This window comes from Streptomyces sp. NPDC051913 (assembly GCF_044593635.1).
Classification (GTDB): domain Bacteria; phylum Actinomycetota; class Actinomycetes; order Streptomycetales; family Streptomycetaceae; genus Streptomyces.
In genome coordinates this window covers 145438-161170 of the sequence record NZ_JBIUCI010000003.1, presented here as the reverse complement: position 1 = coordinate 161170, position 15733 = coordinate 145438, and the positions used below count along the sequence as shown (strand labels likewise).

General features: G+C 71.9%; 11 protein-coding genes and 2 pseudogenes. 9 read left to right on the top strand and 4 right to left on the bottom strand.

Annotated features, from left to right (window positions below; all coding sequences use genetic code 11):
• Positions 1 to 41: 41 nt before the first annotated feature.
• On the bottom strand, positions 42 to 2000 hold the full coding sequence (acs, locus tag ACIHIX_RS09685; RefSeq protein ID WP_399952345.1) for an acetate--CoA ligase: 1959 nt from the start codon (positions 1998 to 2000) through the stop codon (positions 42 to 44).
• Between the two features lie 229 nt (positions 2001 to 2229).
• Here acs and ACIHIX_RS09680 point away from each other — a divergent pair, with 229 nt between their 5' ends.
• Together ACIHIX_RS09680 and ACIHIX_RS09675 are read left to right on the top strand one after the other, a co-directional pair.
• Entirely contained in the window at positions 2230 to 2850 is a 621-nt protein-coding gene (locus tag ACIHIX_RS09680; protein ID WP_399952342.1) for an RNA polymerase sigma factor, read from the top strand.
• Positions 2847 to 3443 (top strand): hypothetical protein, encoded by a 597-nt coding sequence (locus ACIHIX_RS09675; protein ID WP_399952340.1) that lies wholly within the window; start codon positions 2847 to 2849, stop codon positions 3441 to 3443. The genes ACIHIX_RS09680 and ACIHIX_RS09675 overlap by 4 nt, the downstream gene beginning before the upstream one ends.
• Before the next feature lie 51 nt (positions 3444 to 3494).
• Here ACIHIX_RS09675 and ACIHIX_RS09670 read toward each other — a convergent pair whose 3' ends face one another.
• Complete coding sequence (locus ACIHIX_RS09670) at positions 3495 to 5963, bottom strand: bifunctional SulP family inorganic anion transporter/carbonic anhydrase (protein ID WP_399952337.1); 2469 nt, start codon at positions 5961 to 5963, stop codon at positions 3495 to 3497.
• A gap of 307 nt (positions 5964 to 6270) precedes the next feature.
• Here ACIHIX_RS09670 and ACIHIX_RS09665 point away from each other — a divergent pair, with 307 nt between their 5' ends.
• Complete coding sequence (locus ACIHIX_RS09665; protein ID WP_399952335.1) at positions 6271 to 7545, top strand: hypothetical protein; 1275 nt, start codon at positions 6271 to 6273, stop codon at positions 7543 to 7545.
• 39 nt (positions 7546 to 7584) lie between these two features.
• Here the strand turns inward: ACIHIX_RS09665 and ACIHIX_RS09660 are convergent, their stop codons facing one another.
• Positions 7585 to 8565 carry an ATP-binding protein gene (locus tag ACIHIX_RS09660; RefSeq protein WP_399952332.1) on the bottom strand — a complete coding sequence of 327 codons (981 nt, stop codon included), beginning with the start codon at positions 8563 to 8565 and terminating at the stop codon, positions 7585 to 7587.
• 101 nt (positions 8566 to 8666) lie between these two features.
• Between ACIHIX_RS09660 and ACIHIX_RS09655 the strand changes: the two genes are divergently transcribed.
• Positions 8667 to 9491 carry an oxidoreductase gene (locus ACIHIX_RS09655; protein WP_399952329.1) on the top strand — a complete coding sequence of 275 codons (825 nt, stop codon included), beginning with the start codon at positions 8667 to 8669 and terminating at the stop codon, positions 9489 to 9491.
• A gap of 383 nt (positions 9492 to 9874) precedes the next feature.
• On the opposite strand, the gene ACIHIX_RS09650 is transcribed toward ACIHIX_RS09655, so the two are convergent.
• Positions 9875 to 10708: an HAD family hydrolase gene (locus ACIHIX_RS09650; RefSeq protein ID WP_399952326.1), complete on the bottom strand. Its 834-nt coding sequence runs from the start codon at positions 10706 to 10708 to the stop codon at positions 9875 to 9877.
• 571 nt (positions 10709 to 11279) lie between these two features.
• Here ACIHIX_RS09650 and ssd point away from each other — a divergent pair.
• The 5 genes and pseudogenes from ssd to ACIHIX_RS09625 all read left to right on the top strand — a co-directional run bounded on the left by ssd (position 11280) and on the right by ACIHIX_RS09625 (position 15654).
• Positions 11280 to 12383, top strand: a complete 1104-nt coding sequence (gene ssd / locus ACIHIX_RS09645; RefSeq protein WP_399952323.1) for a septum site-determining protein Ssd — start codon at positions 11280 to 11282, stop codon at positions 12381 to 12383.
• Entirely contained in the window at positions 12380 to 13630 is a 1251-nt protein-coding gene (locus tag ACIHIX_RS09640; protein ID WP_399952320.1) for a TadA family conjugal transfer-associated ATPase, read from the top strand. The genes ssd and ACIHIX_RS09640 overlap by 4 nt, the downstream gene beginning before the upstream one ends.
• Positions 13614 to 14066 (top strand): annotated as a pseudogene (locus ACIHIX_RS09635) (hypothetical protein); the annotation flags it as partial. The gene ACIHIX_RS09640 and the pseudogene ACIHIX_RS09635, both read left to right, overlap by 17 nt.
• A 300-nt stretch (positions 14067 to 14366) precedes the next feature.
• A pseudogene (locus ACIHIX_RS09630) lies at positions 14367 to 14804 on the top strand (type II secretion system F family protein); the annotation flags it as partial.
• A 58-nt stretch (positions 14805 to 14862) separates the two neighbouring features.
• Complete coding sequence (locus tag ACIHIX_RS09625; protein ID WP_399952317.1) at positions 14863 to 15654, top strand: type II secretion system F family protein; 792 nt, start codon at positions 14863 to 14865, stop codon at positions 15652 to 15654.
• The last annotated feature ends 79 nt before the right edge of the window (positions 15655 to 15733 follow it).

The window sequence follows — 15733 nt, the reverse complement described above, 5'->3', positions numbered from 1 at the left end:
CCCGGCGCGTTCTCACGCCGGGCGCCCCTTCTGTGACCTGCTCAGTCCTCGCTGGGCGCGGCCGGGAGCTTCGCCTGGATGAGGTCCATGACCGTGGAGTCGGTCAGGGTCGTCACGTCACCGAGCTGACGGTTCTCGGCGACGTCCCGCAGCAGTCGGCGCATGATCTTGCCGGAGCGGGTCTTCGGCAGCTCGGCCACCGGCAGGACGCGCTTGGGCTTGGCGATCGGGCCGAGGGTGGCGCCGACGTGGTTGCGCAGGTCGGCGATGAGGTTCTCGTCCTCGGCGTTCGCCGTGCCGCGCAGGATCACGAAGGCGACGATGGCCTGCCCGGTGGTCTCGTCGGCGGCACCGACGACGGCCGCCTCGGCGACGGACGGGTGGGAGACGAGCGCCGACTCGACCTCGGTGGTGGAGATGTTGTGCCCGGACACGAGCATCACGTCGTCCACCCGGCCGAGCAGCCAGATGTCTCCGTCGTCGTCCTTCTTCGCGCCGTCACCGGCGAAGTACTTGCCCTCGAAGCGCGACCAGTACGTGTCGAGGAACCGCTGGTCGTCGCCCCAGATGGTGCGCAGCATCGACGGCCACGGCTCGGTCAGGACCAGGTAGCCACCGCCGCCGTTGGGCACCTCGTTGGCCTCGTCGTCGACGACGGTCGCGGAGATACCGGGCAGCGGGGTCTGGGCCGAGCCGGGCTTGGTCTCGGTGACACCGGGCAGCGGCGAGATCATCATCGCGCCGGTCTCGGTCTGCCACCAGGTGTCCACGATCGGGGTCAGATCGGCACCGATGTGCCTGCGGTACCAGATCCAGGCCTCGGGGTTGATCGGCTCGCCCACCGATCCCAGCACCCGCAGGCTGCTGAGATCGAACTTCGCGGGGATGTCGTCGCCCCACTTCATGAACGTACGAATCGCGGTCGGCGCCGTGTACAGGATGGTGACCCCGTACTTCTGCACGATCTCCCAGAACCGGCCCTGGTGCGGGGTGTCCGGCGTGCCCTCGTACATGACCTGGGTGGCGCCGTTGGCGAGCGGGCCGTAGACGATGTACGAGTGCCCGGTGACCCAGCCGACGTCGGCCGTGCACCAGTACACGTCCGTCTCCGGCTTGAGGTCGAAGACGGCGTGGTGGGTGTAGGCGGCCTGGGTGAGATAGCCGCCGGAGGTGTGCAGGATGCCCTTCGGCTTACCCGTCGTCCCCGAGGTGTAGAGGATGAAGAGCGGCTGCTCGGCCTCGAAGGCCTCGGGGGTGTGCTCGGCGGACTGCCGGTCGACGGCCTCGTGCCACCACACGTCCCGGCTGTCGTTCCAAGCCACTTCCTGCCCGGTACGCCGTACGACGAGCACGTGCTCGACATTGCCCGCCTTGTCGGCGGCCTCGTCGACGGCCGGCTTGAGCGCGGACGGCTTGCCGCGCCGGTAGCCGCCGTCGGAGGTGATGACGACCTTGGCGTCGGCGTCCTGGATACGGGTCGCGAGCGCGTCCGCGCTGAACCCGCCGAAGACGACGGAGTGCGCGGCGCCGATCCGGGCGCAGGCGAGCATCGCGATCGCCGTCTCCGGGATCATCGGCATGTAGACCGCGACCCGGTCGCCCTTCTGAACTCCCAGCTCCAGCAGGGCGTTCGCGGCCTTGGAGACCTCGTCCTTGAGCTCGGCGTAGGTGATCGCGCGGCTGTCGCCGGGCTCCCCCTCGAAGTGGATGGCGACACGGTCCCCGTGCCCCGCCTCCACATGCCGGTCGACGCAGTTGTACGCGACGTTGAGCTCGCCGTCCTTGAACCACTTGGCGAACGGCGGGTTCGACCAGTCCAGTGTCTCGGTCGGCTCCGTGGCCCAGGTCAGCCGGCGGGCCTGCTCGGCCCAGAAGCCGAGCCTGTCAGCCTTGGCCTGTTCGTACGCCTCCGCGGTGACGTTGGCGTTCGCCGCCAGGTCGGCGGGTGGCGCGAACCTGCGCTCTTCCTTGAGCAGGTTGGCCAAGGATTCGTTGCTCACGACATCTCCCTTTCCCAGGGTGTCCGTTGTGTCCCAGGCCACAGCTCATCAGACCAGGGGGTGCGCTGACAAGGGCCGACGGAAAATTGGTTTAGACCTGTGGGCGGGCTTTCTTCCGTCTCTCGCGGTGGCCGACGTCATCCGTACCCACGGACGCCGACCAGGCAGAGTTCAGTCCCTGTAACGCCTTTCACACTCCGCTCCAAGTACGGGTGACAGCGTCACCGACATGAAGGGGGTACGCGTGCAGGGGATACGGGGCGGGCCGCAGGCGGCGGTCCAGGACCCTGAACTCTTCGAGGAGTTCTACCGGCGTCATGTGGACGCGGTGACATCATTCGTGGCCCGGCGTGTCGCGGACCCGCACACCGTCGCCGACCTGACCGCCGAGACCTTCCTCGCGGTCCTGGACTCGGCCCACACCTACCGCCCGGGCCGGGGCAGCGAGACGGCCTGGCTCTACGGCATCGCCCGCAACGTCGTCGCGGGGGAGTACCGCAGGATGGCCCGCGAATCGGCCCGCGACCGGCGGATCTCGGGGCGCCGGCTGCTGGAGCCGGACGACATCGCCCGCCTGGAGGACAAGCTCGACGCCGAGTCCCCGGGCCGCCGCGCCCTCGCCGCGCTGGAACGGCTCCCCGCGGGGGAGCGAGCCGTTCTGGAGCTGATCGTGGTCGACCAGCTGACGGTCTCCGAGACCGCCGCCGCCCTGGGCATCACCCAGGTCACGGCTCGCGTACGGCTGCACCGGGCCCGCAAGTCGCTGCGCCGGGCGGCGGGTGAGCCCGCCGAAGGCCCGCGCGGCACATCCCTGTCGTACGTCACCGGAGGAACCGGGGGAGAGGCATGACCACCAGGACGACATTCGAGGACCGGCTGCTGGCGGAACTCCGCCGCGAGATCGACCTGCGCGCGGACGACCGTACGACGGACACGGCGCCGACGTCCGTGAGGCACCGGCGCCTCAGGGTCCTGACCGCGCCGAGGCTCGGCCTGGTCGGCCTGGCCTGCGCCGCCGTCGCGGGCGCCTGGCTGCTGATGCCGGGTTCCCCCGCCGAGAGCCCGGCCTACGCGGTGGTGTCGCACGCGGACGGGACCCTGACGGTCACCATGAACGAGTTCGGCCTCGGCGGCACCCTGCCGGACGGACTCGTCGAACGCCTGAAGGCGAACGGCATCCACATCGTCGTGGACGACGTGCCGAACGGCCACGAGTGCACCCAGCCCCGCGGGAAGGGGGTGCGGAGCCGCTCGGACGAGAGCCCCGGTTGGGTGTTCGACCTGCGGCGCGGCGACTCCCTGGTCCTCGAGAAGATGGGGCAGCGCCAACCCGACGGGAGCTTCCTGCCGGTCACCGGCCTCGTCTTCGTCCGTGGTGAGGTCGCCCCGTGCAATCCCGTCCCCGCCCCACCCCACCCGGCGGAGACATCCGGTCTCCGCTGAGCGGGGCGCGCGGGCGAGGTACGCCGACGGGGTGCGCGGGCGGGGCCCGGCCTATGCCGGGCTGGGCAGCTCCTCGGCGGCCTCGGCGTCGGTCGCATGCCCCGTCACGTGGTCGAACACCCCCGCGTCGGACACCTCGGTGAGCAGATAGGCCTGCGCCTCGCCCACGTGGAAGTACATCCCGTGCAGCTCCAGCTCCCGCTCGCGCAGGGCTCTGGCCACCGAGTCATGCGCCCGCAGATGCTCCAACTGCTGGACCACGTTGGTCAGACAGAGCTGCTCCACCGCGTCCGCGGGTGCCCGGCCGGCGAGCCTCGCCCACGGGCGGCTGTCGTCGGCCATGCGCTCCAGGCTCGGCAGCCCGTGCCGCAGCCACCGCTTGAGCGGCGTCCGGACGCCCCCGGGCTCGGAGTTGAGCAGTGCCTGCATGGCTCCGCACCCGGAGTGGCCGCACACCGTGATGGACCGCACCTTCAGCACGTCCACCGCGTACTCGATCGCGGCGGCGACCGAGTCGTCCCCGCTCTCCTCGCCGGGCAGGGGAACGAGGTTGCCCACGTTGCGCACCACGAACAGGTCGCCCGGACCACTGGCGGTGATCATCGAGGTGACCAGACGCGAGTCGGCGCAGGTGAGGAAGAGCTGGGAGGGACGCTGGCCCTCCCGGGCCAGCCGGGCCAGCTCGCCCCGCACCAGCGGGGCGGTGTGACGCTGGAACGCGCTGATGCCGCGGGCCAGTTCATGGCCGCTCGTGCCGGACGCACCGGTGCCGTCCGCCGTGCCCGAGCCCTCTGAACGGTCCACGTGCGGGGCGGGCCGCGGCGCGGATCGCGGGTCCTCGCACTGGTGGTTGCGCCAGGGAGTCCAGGGGCTGCACCGGCAGCCCGCGGCGCTGGTGGCGGGATCGGCCGAGTCCCGCGGGGCTCCGGAACGGGGGCCGGGCTCGGTGGTCTCCCCGGGCTCGGCGATCCGGACCCCGGCCCGGCGGCCGGTGAGCTCGACGGTGCCGCCCTGCGCGGTGTGGGTGTGCTGCCAGTCCTGCAGTGCCTCGAACGCCGCGTGGTCCATGAAGGAGCCGTCCAACTCGACGACGACGGAGGCGCCTTGGGGCACGAGGTGCAGGGCGCGGCTGAGCCGGGGCACCGCGAGAAACGTCAACTGGCCTCTCACGTGGACGTGATGGACTCCTTCCTGTTCGTCGTGCTCGTGCGTGATACGGGTGCGGGTGAGGCGGTGCAGGGCTACGGCGACGGCCACGGCGATGCCGAGCGTCACGCCCTCCAGGACGCCGAGGACCACCACGCCGAGGGTGGTGACGGCGTACACCAGGACCTCTCGGTGGCGGGTCACCGTACGGATGTGGTGCAGGGACACCATCTGGATGCCGACGGCCATCACCAGGGCGGCGAGCGAGGCGAGCGGGATGAACTCCAGGACCGGGACCATCAGCAGCGCGGCGATCACTACGAGAACGCCGTGCAACATCGTGGAGTTCCGGCTCACCGCGCCCGCGTTCACATTCGCCGAACTCCGCACGGCGACCCCGGCGACCGGGAGCCCACCGAGCGCGCCGGAGACGATGTTGGCGGCGCCCTGGCCCAACAGCTCGCGGTCCAGGTCGGAGCGGCCGACCCGGGCGGTCAGCCCCGGCCGGCGGGCCGCCATCTTGTCCACGGCGACCGCGCCGAGCAGCGACTGCACGCTGCACACCAGGGTGGTCGTCAGGACGGCGGCGACGAGGCCGAGCACCGGACCCTCGGGGAGTCCGGCCAGGGCATGGCTGCTCCAGGACGGCAGGTCGACCTTGGGCAGGGTCAGCCCGAGGAGCGCGGCCGCCGAGCTGGCCCCGGTGACGGCGAGGAGCGCGGCCGGGATCCTGCGCAGCAGCCGGCCCGCTCGGCCGGGGACGCGCGGCCAGAGCAGCAGCAGCGCCAGGGTCAGCGCGCTCACCGACACCGCGGCGGGGTCGAGGCCTGCCAACTGGGCTGGCAGTGCCCGGAGGTTGGCCAGGACGGAGCTCTGCGGGGTGCCGCCGAGGACGATGTGCAGCTGGGCCACGGCGATGGTGACGCCGATGCCGGCGAGCATGCCGTGCACGATGGCGGGGCTGACGGCGAGCGCGGTGCGCGCCACGCGCAGGCAACCGAGGCCCAGTTGGGCGAGACCGGCGAGGACCGTGATGGCGCAGGTCGTCCGCCAGCCGTAGCGGTGGATGAGGTCGGCGGTGACGACCGTGAGCCCGGCGGCAGGGCCGCTCACCTGGAGAGGGGAGCCGCCGAGCCGGCCGGCGACCAGGCCCCCCACGGCGGCGGCGACGAGGCCGGCCTGGAGGGGGGCGCCGGTGGCGAGGGCGATGCCGAGGGACAGGGGCAGTGCGATCAGGAAGACCGCGATCGAGGCCGACACGTCGGCGCCCGCGACACGGAAGCGGCGGGGCCCGGACGGCGGGGGGCTGTGGGGTCGGTGGATGCGCTTGGACCGACTCGGGTCGGCGGCGCGGGTAGGGACGCAGGCGGACATAATTCCCGTCTCCTCCGGGGCAGCGCGGTCGCGGAACAGGTGGTCCCCCGGCTCTGGCGGGGGTCGGGTCGCGGCCGTGGGTCACGGCGTGCAGCGGCGGGATGAATCAACGCTCGGTAAACGGATCGTAATTCAGAGTAAAGGCCAGGCATAGACTTTCCTGGCAAATGGGTTAATAAGTCACCCATCAGAGTGGTGCGGATATTTGATCGGCTTGTCGTACTAATTCCTTCTCGGTCACGTGCGAGCTTGGCGGCGCTGTCGTTGGCCCCAGTTCCCGAGACAGAAGGAAGTAGGTGGGCGGAACATGGCCGCCACCCAGAGGATCGCCGCCGGCGCCGTGGTCGCCGCGGTCTGTGCCGCATCGCTCGCCGGTTGCGCGATCGGCGCCGACGGTTCCAAGGAAGGGGCCTTGGGCCCGCAGAAGGCCAAGCCGGCCCAGGCACCCCCCAAGAGAGCGGTCCGCCTGATCGGCGACGGCTCCACCGCCTACACCGGAGCCCAGCCGCACCTGCCCCGGCCGGAACGCATGAAGTCCGGTCAGAAGCCGCCGCAGTTCGTGGTGTTCTCCTGGGACGGCGCGGGCGAGGACGGCCAGAAGCTGTTCTCCCACTTCCGCAAGGTCGCCAAGGCGAACAACGCGACCATGACCTACTTCCTCAGCGGCGTGTACATGCTGCCGGAGGAGAAGCGGGACCTCTACCGGCCGCCGCAGCACTCCCCGGGCCGCTCCGACATCGGCTTCAACGACGAGGAGGGCATCGCCGAGACCGTGAAGCAGCTGCGCGGCGCGTGGCTGGAGGGCAACGAGATCGGCACGCACTTCAACGGCCACTTCTGCGGGAGCAACGGCGGGGTGGGCCAGTGGTCGGTCGCGGACTGGAAGGACGAGATCGCCCAGGCGAAGCAGTTCGTGAAGTCCTGGAAGACCAACACCGGCATGAAGAAGGCCTCCCCGCTCCCCTTCGACTACGACAAGGAGCTCGTCGGCGCCCGTACGCCCTGCCTGGAGGGCCAGAAGAACTTCATGAAGGCGGCCCGGGAGCTGGGCTTCCGGTACGACACCAGCGGCGTCAACGACCAGCTCTGGCCCCGGAAGAAGGAGGGCCTGTGGGATCTGTCGATGCAGCTCGTGCCGTTCCCCGGGCACTCCTACGAGCAGTTGACCATGGACTACAACTTCATGGTCAACCAGTCCGGCACCAACACCCAGGGCGACCCGAACAAGTACGAGTTCTGGGGCGACCAGATGCGTGAGGGCCTGCTCAAGGGCTTCCACCGCGCCTACGACGGCAACCGCGCCCCGCTGATCATCGGCAACCACTTCGAGTCCTGGAACGGCGGCACCTACATGCGTGCCGTCGAGGAGACCGTCGAGCAGGTCTGCAACAAGCCCGACGTGCGCTGCGTCTCCTTCCGGCAGCTCGCCGACTGGCTGGACGCCCAGGACCCCGAGGCTCTGGCCAAGATGCGGACCCTCGGTGTCGGCGAGGCCCCCAAGCAGGGCTGGGCGTCCTTCCTCTCGGGCCACCCGGCCCCGGCCCCGAAGGGCGTACCGGGAGCTCCGGCGGCCAAGCAGTAGCAAGGGCTCCGAGGCCGGGCACCGGGCCGTCGGGCGCCGTCAGGCGCTCGGCACCAGGCTCTCGCCGAGGACGAAACCGGGGTCGACCTGCGCCGCCAGGTCGGCCCCGGTGCGCTCGTTGCCCCAGGACCTGGCGTTCTTCAGATGGAAGTGCACCATCTGCTGGGTGTAGCGCTCCCAGTCCCGCAGGTCGTACGTCGCGTCGACGGCCGTGTGCAGCAGGCGCAGGGCGCGGCGGTTGACGTCCTCCAGGAGCGCGAAGCGGGGCGGCCGGCCCTTCTCCATGGCGCGCACCCAGTCCGAGTGCCCGACCGTGACGAGCAGGTCGTCCCCGACCTCGGCGCGCAGGAAGTCGAGGTCGTCCTGGCCCTGCACCTTGTTGCCGACGACTTTCAGCACGACGCCGTAGTCCCGGGCGTACTCCTTGTACTGGCGATAGACGGAGACCCCCTTCCGGGTCGGCTCGGCGACGAGGAACGTGATGTCGAAGCGGGTGAACATGCCGGAGGCGAAGGAGTCGGAGCCGGCCGTCATGTCCACCACGACGTACTCGCCCTGACCGTCCACCAGGTGGTTCAGGCACAGCTCCACCGCTCCGGTCTTGGAGTGGTAGCAGGCGACCCCCAGGTCGGCGTCGGTGAAGGGGCCGGTGACCATCAAACGGACGGTGTCGCCGTCGAGTTCCACCCGCCGGGCACAGGCCTCGTAGACGGGGTTGTCCTCGCGCACCCGCAGCAGACGGGAGCCCTCGCCGGGCGGGGTCGTCTTGATCATCGTCTCGGCGGAGGCGATCCGCGGGTTGCCGCCGCGCAGGTACTCCTTGATCAGTGGCAGCCGCTCGCCCATCGCGGGCAGTGCGGCGGCCTCCGCCTCGTCGAGACCCAGGGCGGCGCCCAGATGCTGGTTGATGTCGGCGTCGACGGCGACGACCGGTGCGCCGGTCGCGGCGAGATGGCGGATGAACAGGGAGGAGAGGGTGGTCTTCCCGCTGCCGCCCTTCCCGACGAAAGCAATTTTCATGTTCACGAAGGGTAGTGGGGTGATAGCTGTGCGTGGCAGGAGTGCGTGAAGAAGACCACTCCTTCGTGGGGTGCGGGCCGTGGTTGCGTAATGTCGTACTCATGAGTACGACAGGTGCGACCGCCGACCCGCTCGCGGCCCTGGCCTCGCTGCCCGGTGTGGCCGACTCCGTGGAGTCCGTGCGCAAGGCCGTGGACCGGGTCTACGGGCACCGGATCATGCGCCGCCGCAGCAACACGGTCACCGGCGAGGCCGCGCTGCGCGGCGCCCGGGGTTCCGCGGCGCTGTCCGGCGCCGACTGGGCTCTCGAAGAGGTGCGTCGCCGCTCCGACTTCAGCGGCGACGACGAGGCGCGCGTGGTGGGCGCCGCGCTCAGGCTGACCGCCGAGGCGGGCCAACTGCTTTCCATCTGGCGGCAGTCGCCGCTGCGGGTGCTGGCCCGGCTGCATCTGGTGGCCGCGGCGACCAGCGGCGACGAGGTCGGCCGCCCGCGCCAGGAGGGCGAGCCGGTGGACGAGCCGCTGATCGAACTGCCGCTGCCCGGCGCCACGGAGGTCAACGGCCGGCTGGAGGGGCTGTCCGAGCTGATCATCGCGGGCAGCTCCGCCCCCGCGCTGGTGACGGCGGCCGTCGTGCACGGCGAACTCCTCGCGCTGCGCCCCTTCACCTCCCGCAACGGCCTCGTCGCGCGCGCGGCCGAGCGCATCGTGCTGATCGGCAGCGGTCTCGACCCCAAGTCCGTCTGCCCGGCGGAGGTCGGCCACGCCGAACTGGGCCGTGCGGCCTATCTGGCGGCGCTGGAAGGCTATGTCTCCGGCACTCCGGAGGGGATGGCCGCCTGGATCGCCCACTGCGGCAAGGCGGTCGAGCTCGGTGTGCGCGAGTCGACGGCGGTGTGCGAGGCGCTGCAACGCGGGGCCGCGTAAGAGGCCCGGGTAAAAGATCCCGAACAGGGTTGCGGCGGTACGAGGATTCGTACCGCCGCTGGCATGTTCACCGGGTTACCAAGCGTCCTCGATATGTTGCCCATCAGGCCGGGAACTTTGCCCGTCACCTGGTGCGGCTGGCCCGTAATCGACGGGTCGACGTCGCGTGGGTGCCCAGTGTCCATGCTCGGTCCGTGGGGCCAAATGCGTTATTGAAGGTGATCCTCTCGGATGTCCTTGGTCTCGCGGGCCGTTAACCCCTTTGTACTCCAGGACTCGGGCAAGCGGAAGTGCTGGCTGCAGTTCTTTACTTTTACTCGCAAACGGGCGCTAAACGGGCACCGATATACCCGAGAAGGGCACAGTCGTGACGGTGGCCCAGCTCAGAGCGCCGTCGCCCGGCGCCTGCTCGCGTACCAGACGAGACCCGCGGTGGCCGCCGCGGCCCCTATGGCCGCCACCGCGACGAGAGCCGGACGGGGCGGTACGGAGAACGCGGGGAAGCGCTGCTTGAGCCGGACCGGCCGGTGGAAATCGAGAATCGGCCATCCGCGCGCGAGTGCCTCGCGACGCAGTGCGCGGTCCGGGTTCACGGCGTGCGGGTGACCGACCGACTCGAGCATCGGCAGGTCGGTCGCCGAGTCGCTGTAGGCGTAGCAGCGCTCCAGGTCGTATCCCTCGGACTCGGCCAGCTCCTTGATCGCCTCGGCCTTGGTCGGGCCGTAGGCGTAGTACTCCACCTCGCCGGTGAAGCAGCCGTCCTCGCCGACCACCATCCGGGTCGCCACCACGCGGTCCGCGCCCAGGAGTTCGCCGATCGGCTCGACGACCTCCGCGCCCGAGGTGGACACGATCACGACGTCGCGGCCGGCGGTGTGGTGCTCCTCGATGAGGGAGGCGGCCTCGTCGTAGATGATCGGGTCGATCAGGTCGTGCAGGGTCTCGGCGACGATCTCCTTGACCTGCTGGACGTTCCAGCCGCGCACGAGCTGGGAGAGGTACTCGCGGGTCCGCTCCATCTGGTCGTGGTCCATACCGCCCACGAGGAAGACGAACTGGGCGTAAGCCGTCCGCACGGCGGCCCTGCGGTTGATCAGGCCGCCTTGGTAGAACGACTTGCTGAACGTGAGCGTGCTCGACTTCGCAATGACCGTCTTGTCCAGGTCAAAGAAGGCCGCTGTGCGGGGCAAGGAGTGGTTTTCCACGACCCCGAGCATAGGCGCAGCCCATTCGGCGTAAGGTGGGGCGCGTGGGTTTGCCTGAGAGGGCTCTCGGGTACACCATGGAAGTCACGGATCGTTCGCGACCGTGCTAACCCGGCCCGGCTCCTCCCCCCCCGAGTCGGCCGTGGAGACGACCCCCACTCTCCCCCCCGGTGGGGGTCGTCGCATGTCCGGGTGGGTTTTCTCTTCTTCTTAGGCGACTGCACCGCCCCGTCGAGGCGGCTGTGGCCGCCGTTTCTGCATGCTCATGATCCGTCACTGTGTGTAGCCGAAGCGCTGCTCTGCGGAAGTCGTACAAGGTGGGTACAGGACTCACCGGTTTGGGTGATGCCGTATTCACAACGGCTGAGTTGTCCACAGATTTTGACCAAGATCCACTTCATTTCCGTCTTCGCCGCATCGTGATTCCAGCGCGGCCCGCCGACTCCGACTTGTGGCCGGATCCGGTTAGTCGGGCGCGTTTGGCCGGTTCCTATCGGCCGTTCATATGGAGACCGGTTGCCGGTTCTTCACACGTTCGGGATTCGCGGGGCCCTCGGGGCCTCGCGGGACGCAGCGAAGGGGGATGGACATCGTGACCGCAGCCGTCACACACGATCCGCCGTCCGGCGCCGGAGGGCGCCAGGGCGGACCGTTGATCATCACCGAGGACCCCGGGCTCCTCGACGACCTGCTCCGCCTGTGCGCGGCGGCCGGCGCCACGCCCGAGGTCCATCCGGGGGTGCCCGAGCCACGGGACCGCTGGGAGGCCGCGCCGCTCGTCCTCGTGGGCGACGACGCCGTGCGGCGTGTGCGGGGAGCCGTGCGCAGAGGCGGGGTGGTGCTCGTCGGCAGGGACCAGGACGACTCCGGGGTGTGGCGCCGGGCCGTCGAGATCGGCGCCGACCACGTCCTGATGCTGCCCGACGGCGAGCAGTGGCTCGTCGACCGGATCGCCGACGTCGCCGAGGGCGTCGGCCGGCCCGCCCTCACCGTCGGCGTCATCGGCGGACGCGGTGGGGCCGGAGCGTCCACGCTCGCGTGCGCCCTCGCCGTCACCTCCGCGCGGGAGGGACTGCGCACCCTGCTCGTGGACGCCGATCCGCTGGGCGGCGGACTCGACGTACTGCTCGGCGGCGAGACCGCCGAAGGGCTGCGCTGGCCTGCGTTCGCCGCCTCGCGCGGCCGGGTCGGCGGCGGCGCCCTGGAGGAGTCGCTGCCCGAACTGCACTCCCTGCGGGTGCTCAGCTGGGACCGCGGCGACTGCGTCGCCGTCCCGCCGCAGGCTGTCCGCGCGGTGCTCGCCGCCGCCCGGCGCCGGGGCGGCACGGTCGTCGTCGACCTGCCCCGCCGTATCGACGGCGGCGTGGCCGAGACGCTCGCCCAGCTCGACCTCGGCCTCCTCGTCGTCCCCGCCGAACTCCGGGCCGTCGCGGCGGCCGGGCGGGTGGCCTCCGCGGTCGGGATGGTCGTCCGCGATCTGCGGGTCGTGGTGCGGGGGCCCTACGCGCCCGGACTCGACGACCGGGAGGTGGCCCGGCTGCTCGGACTGCCGCTGGTGGGCGAGGTGCCGGTCGAGGCGGGCCTCCTGCGGCCGCACGAGAGCCGGACACCACCCGGAGCCGGGAAGGGGCCGCTGACGCGGTTCTGCAAGGAGTTCTGGGAGCGGGCACTGGTGGAGGCGGCATGACCACGGCAGTGGGGCGCGAGTGGGTACGCGCGCGTGGCGTACCGGTCGGCGGGGAATCGGCACCGGCGCTTCTTGACGGCGTACGGCAGTGGCTTGCCGAGAGCGGGGCGGAGGCGACCCCCGCGCGCGTGGCGCAGGCACTGCGAGAGCAGGGACGGGTGCTCGGGGACGCCGAAGTCCTCGGCGCGGCCGAGCGGTTGCGGTCCGAGCTGGTCGGCAGCGGTCCGTTGGAGCCGCTGCTCACCGACCCGTCCGTGACCGACGTACTGGTCTCGGCACCGGACCGGGTCTGGGTGGACCGAGGCGGCGGACTGGAGCTCACCGGCGTCGCCTTCCCCGACGCCGCGGCCGTACGACGGCTCGCGCAGCGGCTGGCCGCGGTGGCCGGGCGGCGCCTCGACGACGCACGGCCCTGGGCGGACGCCCGGCTGCCCGACGGGACGCGACTGCACGCGGTGCTGCCCCCGGTGGCCGTCGACTGCACCTGTCTGTCGCTGCGGGTGGTACGGCCGCGCGCGTTCACGCTCGACGAACTGGTCGCGGCGGGCACGGTGCCGCCGGGTGGGGACCGGGTGCTGCGGGCGCTGGTCGGCGCGCGGCTGTCCTTCCTCATCAGCGGCGGCACCGGCAGCGGCAAGACCACGCTGCTGAGCGCGTTGCTGGGGCTGGTCGGGCCGGGCGAACGGATCGTGCTCGCCGAGGACTCGGCGGAACTCCGACCCGACCATCCGCACGTCGTGCGCCTGGAGAGCAGACCCGCCAACCAGGAGGGCGCGGGCCTCGTCACGCTTCAGGACCTGGTGCGACAGGCGTTGCGGATGCGGCCGGACCGGCTGGTGGTGGGCGAGGTGCGAGGGCCCGAAGTGGTGCATCTGCTGGCCGCGTTGAACACCGGCCACGAAGGCGGCTGCGGGACGGTCCACGCGAACGCCGCCGCCGATGTGCCGGCCCGACTGGAGGCACTGGGCACGGCCGCCGGGCTCGACCGGGCCGCGCTGCACTCCCAGGTGGCGGCCGCGCTGTCAGTAGTGCTGCATCTGGCGCGCGACCGGACCGGGCGGCGGCGGATCGCCGAGGTCCAGGTGCTGGAACGGGACCCGTCGGGGCTGGTGCGGACGGTGCCGGCGCTGCGGTGGGGCGCGGAGGGCTTCGTGTACGAGCGGGGTTGGGAGCGGCTGCGGGGGCTGCTCGGGGAGGTCGGAGAGGTGGAAGAGATTGGGGAGGGGCGTCATGCCTGGAGTGAGTGAGATGTCAGTCGCCGCTGCCGTGGCCTGCGCCGGGGCGTCCGTGTGGTTGTTGGGTGGGCCGCAGGTCGGGGCCCGGCGGGCGCGGTTGCTGTTCGCGGGGACCGGTGGGGCGATCGGGGCGGCCGGTGCGGTCGGGGTCGGGCCGCCGGGGTGGCGGCAACTTGGCGGTGAGGTAAGGCGGTTGCGCGGTCGCCTGGGCGCCGAGTGGTGGTCAGTGGTGGCCGGGGTGGTGCTCGCCTTGCTGGGGGCGTCGGTGCTGCCGCTCGTCGTGGGGGTGGCCGGGGTGCCGTTGCTGCGGCGGGTACGGCTGGCGCGCCGGGCGCGACGACTGCGGGAACGGCGAGGCGACGAGGTCATCGCGCTGTGCGGGGCGGTCGCAGGGGAGGTGCGGGCGGGGCGACAACCGGGAGAGGCCCTGTTGCGGGCGGCTCGGGACGGCGAATGGCTCGGTGGCGGGTTTGGCGAGGGGGCTGGTGATCGGTTCGGTGGCGGGTTTGGCAAGGGGGCTGGTGATCGGCTCGGTGGTGGGCTTGGCAAGGCGGCTGGGGACCGGCTCGGTCGTGGTCTCGGCGAGGGAGCAGGTGATCGGCTCGGAGGCGTGTTGGGCAAGGGGTCCGGTGTCCGGCTCGGTATCGGGCCCGGCGGCGGACTTGGTAGTGGGCCCGGCGGCGGACTTGGTGGGGGGCCTGGCGGCGGGATCGGCCGGGGGCCTGCGGGTGGGCTTGGTGACGGGCTCGGCGATGGGCTTGGTGGTGCTCGGGCCGCGGTGCTGGCGGCGGCGCGGTTCGGCGGTGATGTGCCGGGCGCGCTCGCGGCTGCGGCACGTCAGCCGGGGGCCGGCGGGCTGCTGGGGCTCGCGGCGTGCTGGCGGGTCGCCGTGGACCGAGGTGCGGGGCTGGCCGCCGGACTCGACCGGCTCGAAGCGGCCTTGCGGGCGGAACGGGACCAACGTGCCGACCTGCGCGCCCAGTTGGCGGGCGCCCGTTCCACGGCGGTGATGCTCGCCGGCCTGCCGGTCCTGGGCCTGCTCCTCGGCACGGCCCTCGGCTCCGATCCCCTCCATGTGCTGCTGCACACCGGGCCGGGCCTCGGATGCCTTGCGGTGGGCGGGGTGCTGGAGGGGCTGGGGATGTGGTGGGCGATGCGGATCGTGCGGGGAGCGGAGGCGATGTGAGCGGGGTCAGGGTGCGGGGCGGTGGTCGCTCGGAGGGCGCGGACGGAGGTGAGGTGCGGTGAGCACGGAAGTTGTCCACAGGCTGGGGGTAGTTGTGGGGGCTTTGCTGACTCTCGCGTGGGTCGCGCGATGGGTCGAGAGGGCTCGGCAGGAGCGTCGGACACGGCGTCGGCTGGCTCGGCTGGTGGCGCGAGAGGAGGCACCCGCCGGGACGCGGGGTGAGGTGCGAAGAGCCGTGCGGCGGTGGCTTCCCTCGGCGGGGGTGGTGGCCGGCGGGTGGGCCCTGGTCGGTGGGGCCGCCGGGGTCGTGGCCGGGCTGGTCGTCGCCGCGGGGCTGTGGTGGTGGCGGAGGCGTCAGACGGCCGCGGGCGCCGAGGAGGAGTACGACGTCGGCGAGGCCGCGCGTCAACTGCCGCTCGCCGCCGATCTGCTGGCGGCCTGTATCGCGGCCGGTGCCGGTCCGGTGATCGCGGCGCACGCCGTGGGCGAGGCGCTCGGGGGTCCGGTCGGGGAGGCGCTGGCGCGGGGCGCGGCGGAGGTGCGGCTGGGCGGTGAACCCGGCGACGCGTGGCGGCGGTTGGCCTCGATGCCGGGGGCAGGGCCGCTGGCGCGGCTGCTGGAGCGCGCCGACGTGTCCGGGCTGCCGGCGGCCGGCCCCGTGGCCCGAATCGCCGCGGAGGCCCGCGCCGACTGGGCGCGCACCGCGACGGCACGGGCCCGGCGGGCTGCGGTCCTCGTGACCGCGCCCGTGGGGCTGTGTTTCCTGCCCGCGTTCATCGCGGTGGGGGTGCTGCCCGTGGTGATCGGGCTCGCCGGTCCGGCTCTGGGTGGGGGCGGGGGTGGTGGATGACGGGGGTGGATGCGGGCGTGCGGCAGAGCTGGTGATCGACCAGAAGCAGCAGTGGGCGAGAGAGCTTCCAGAGAGCTCC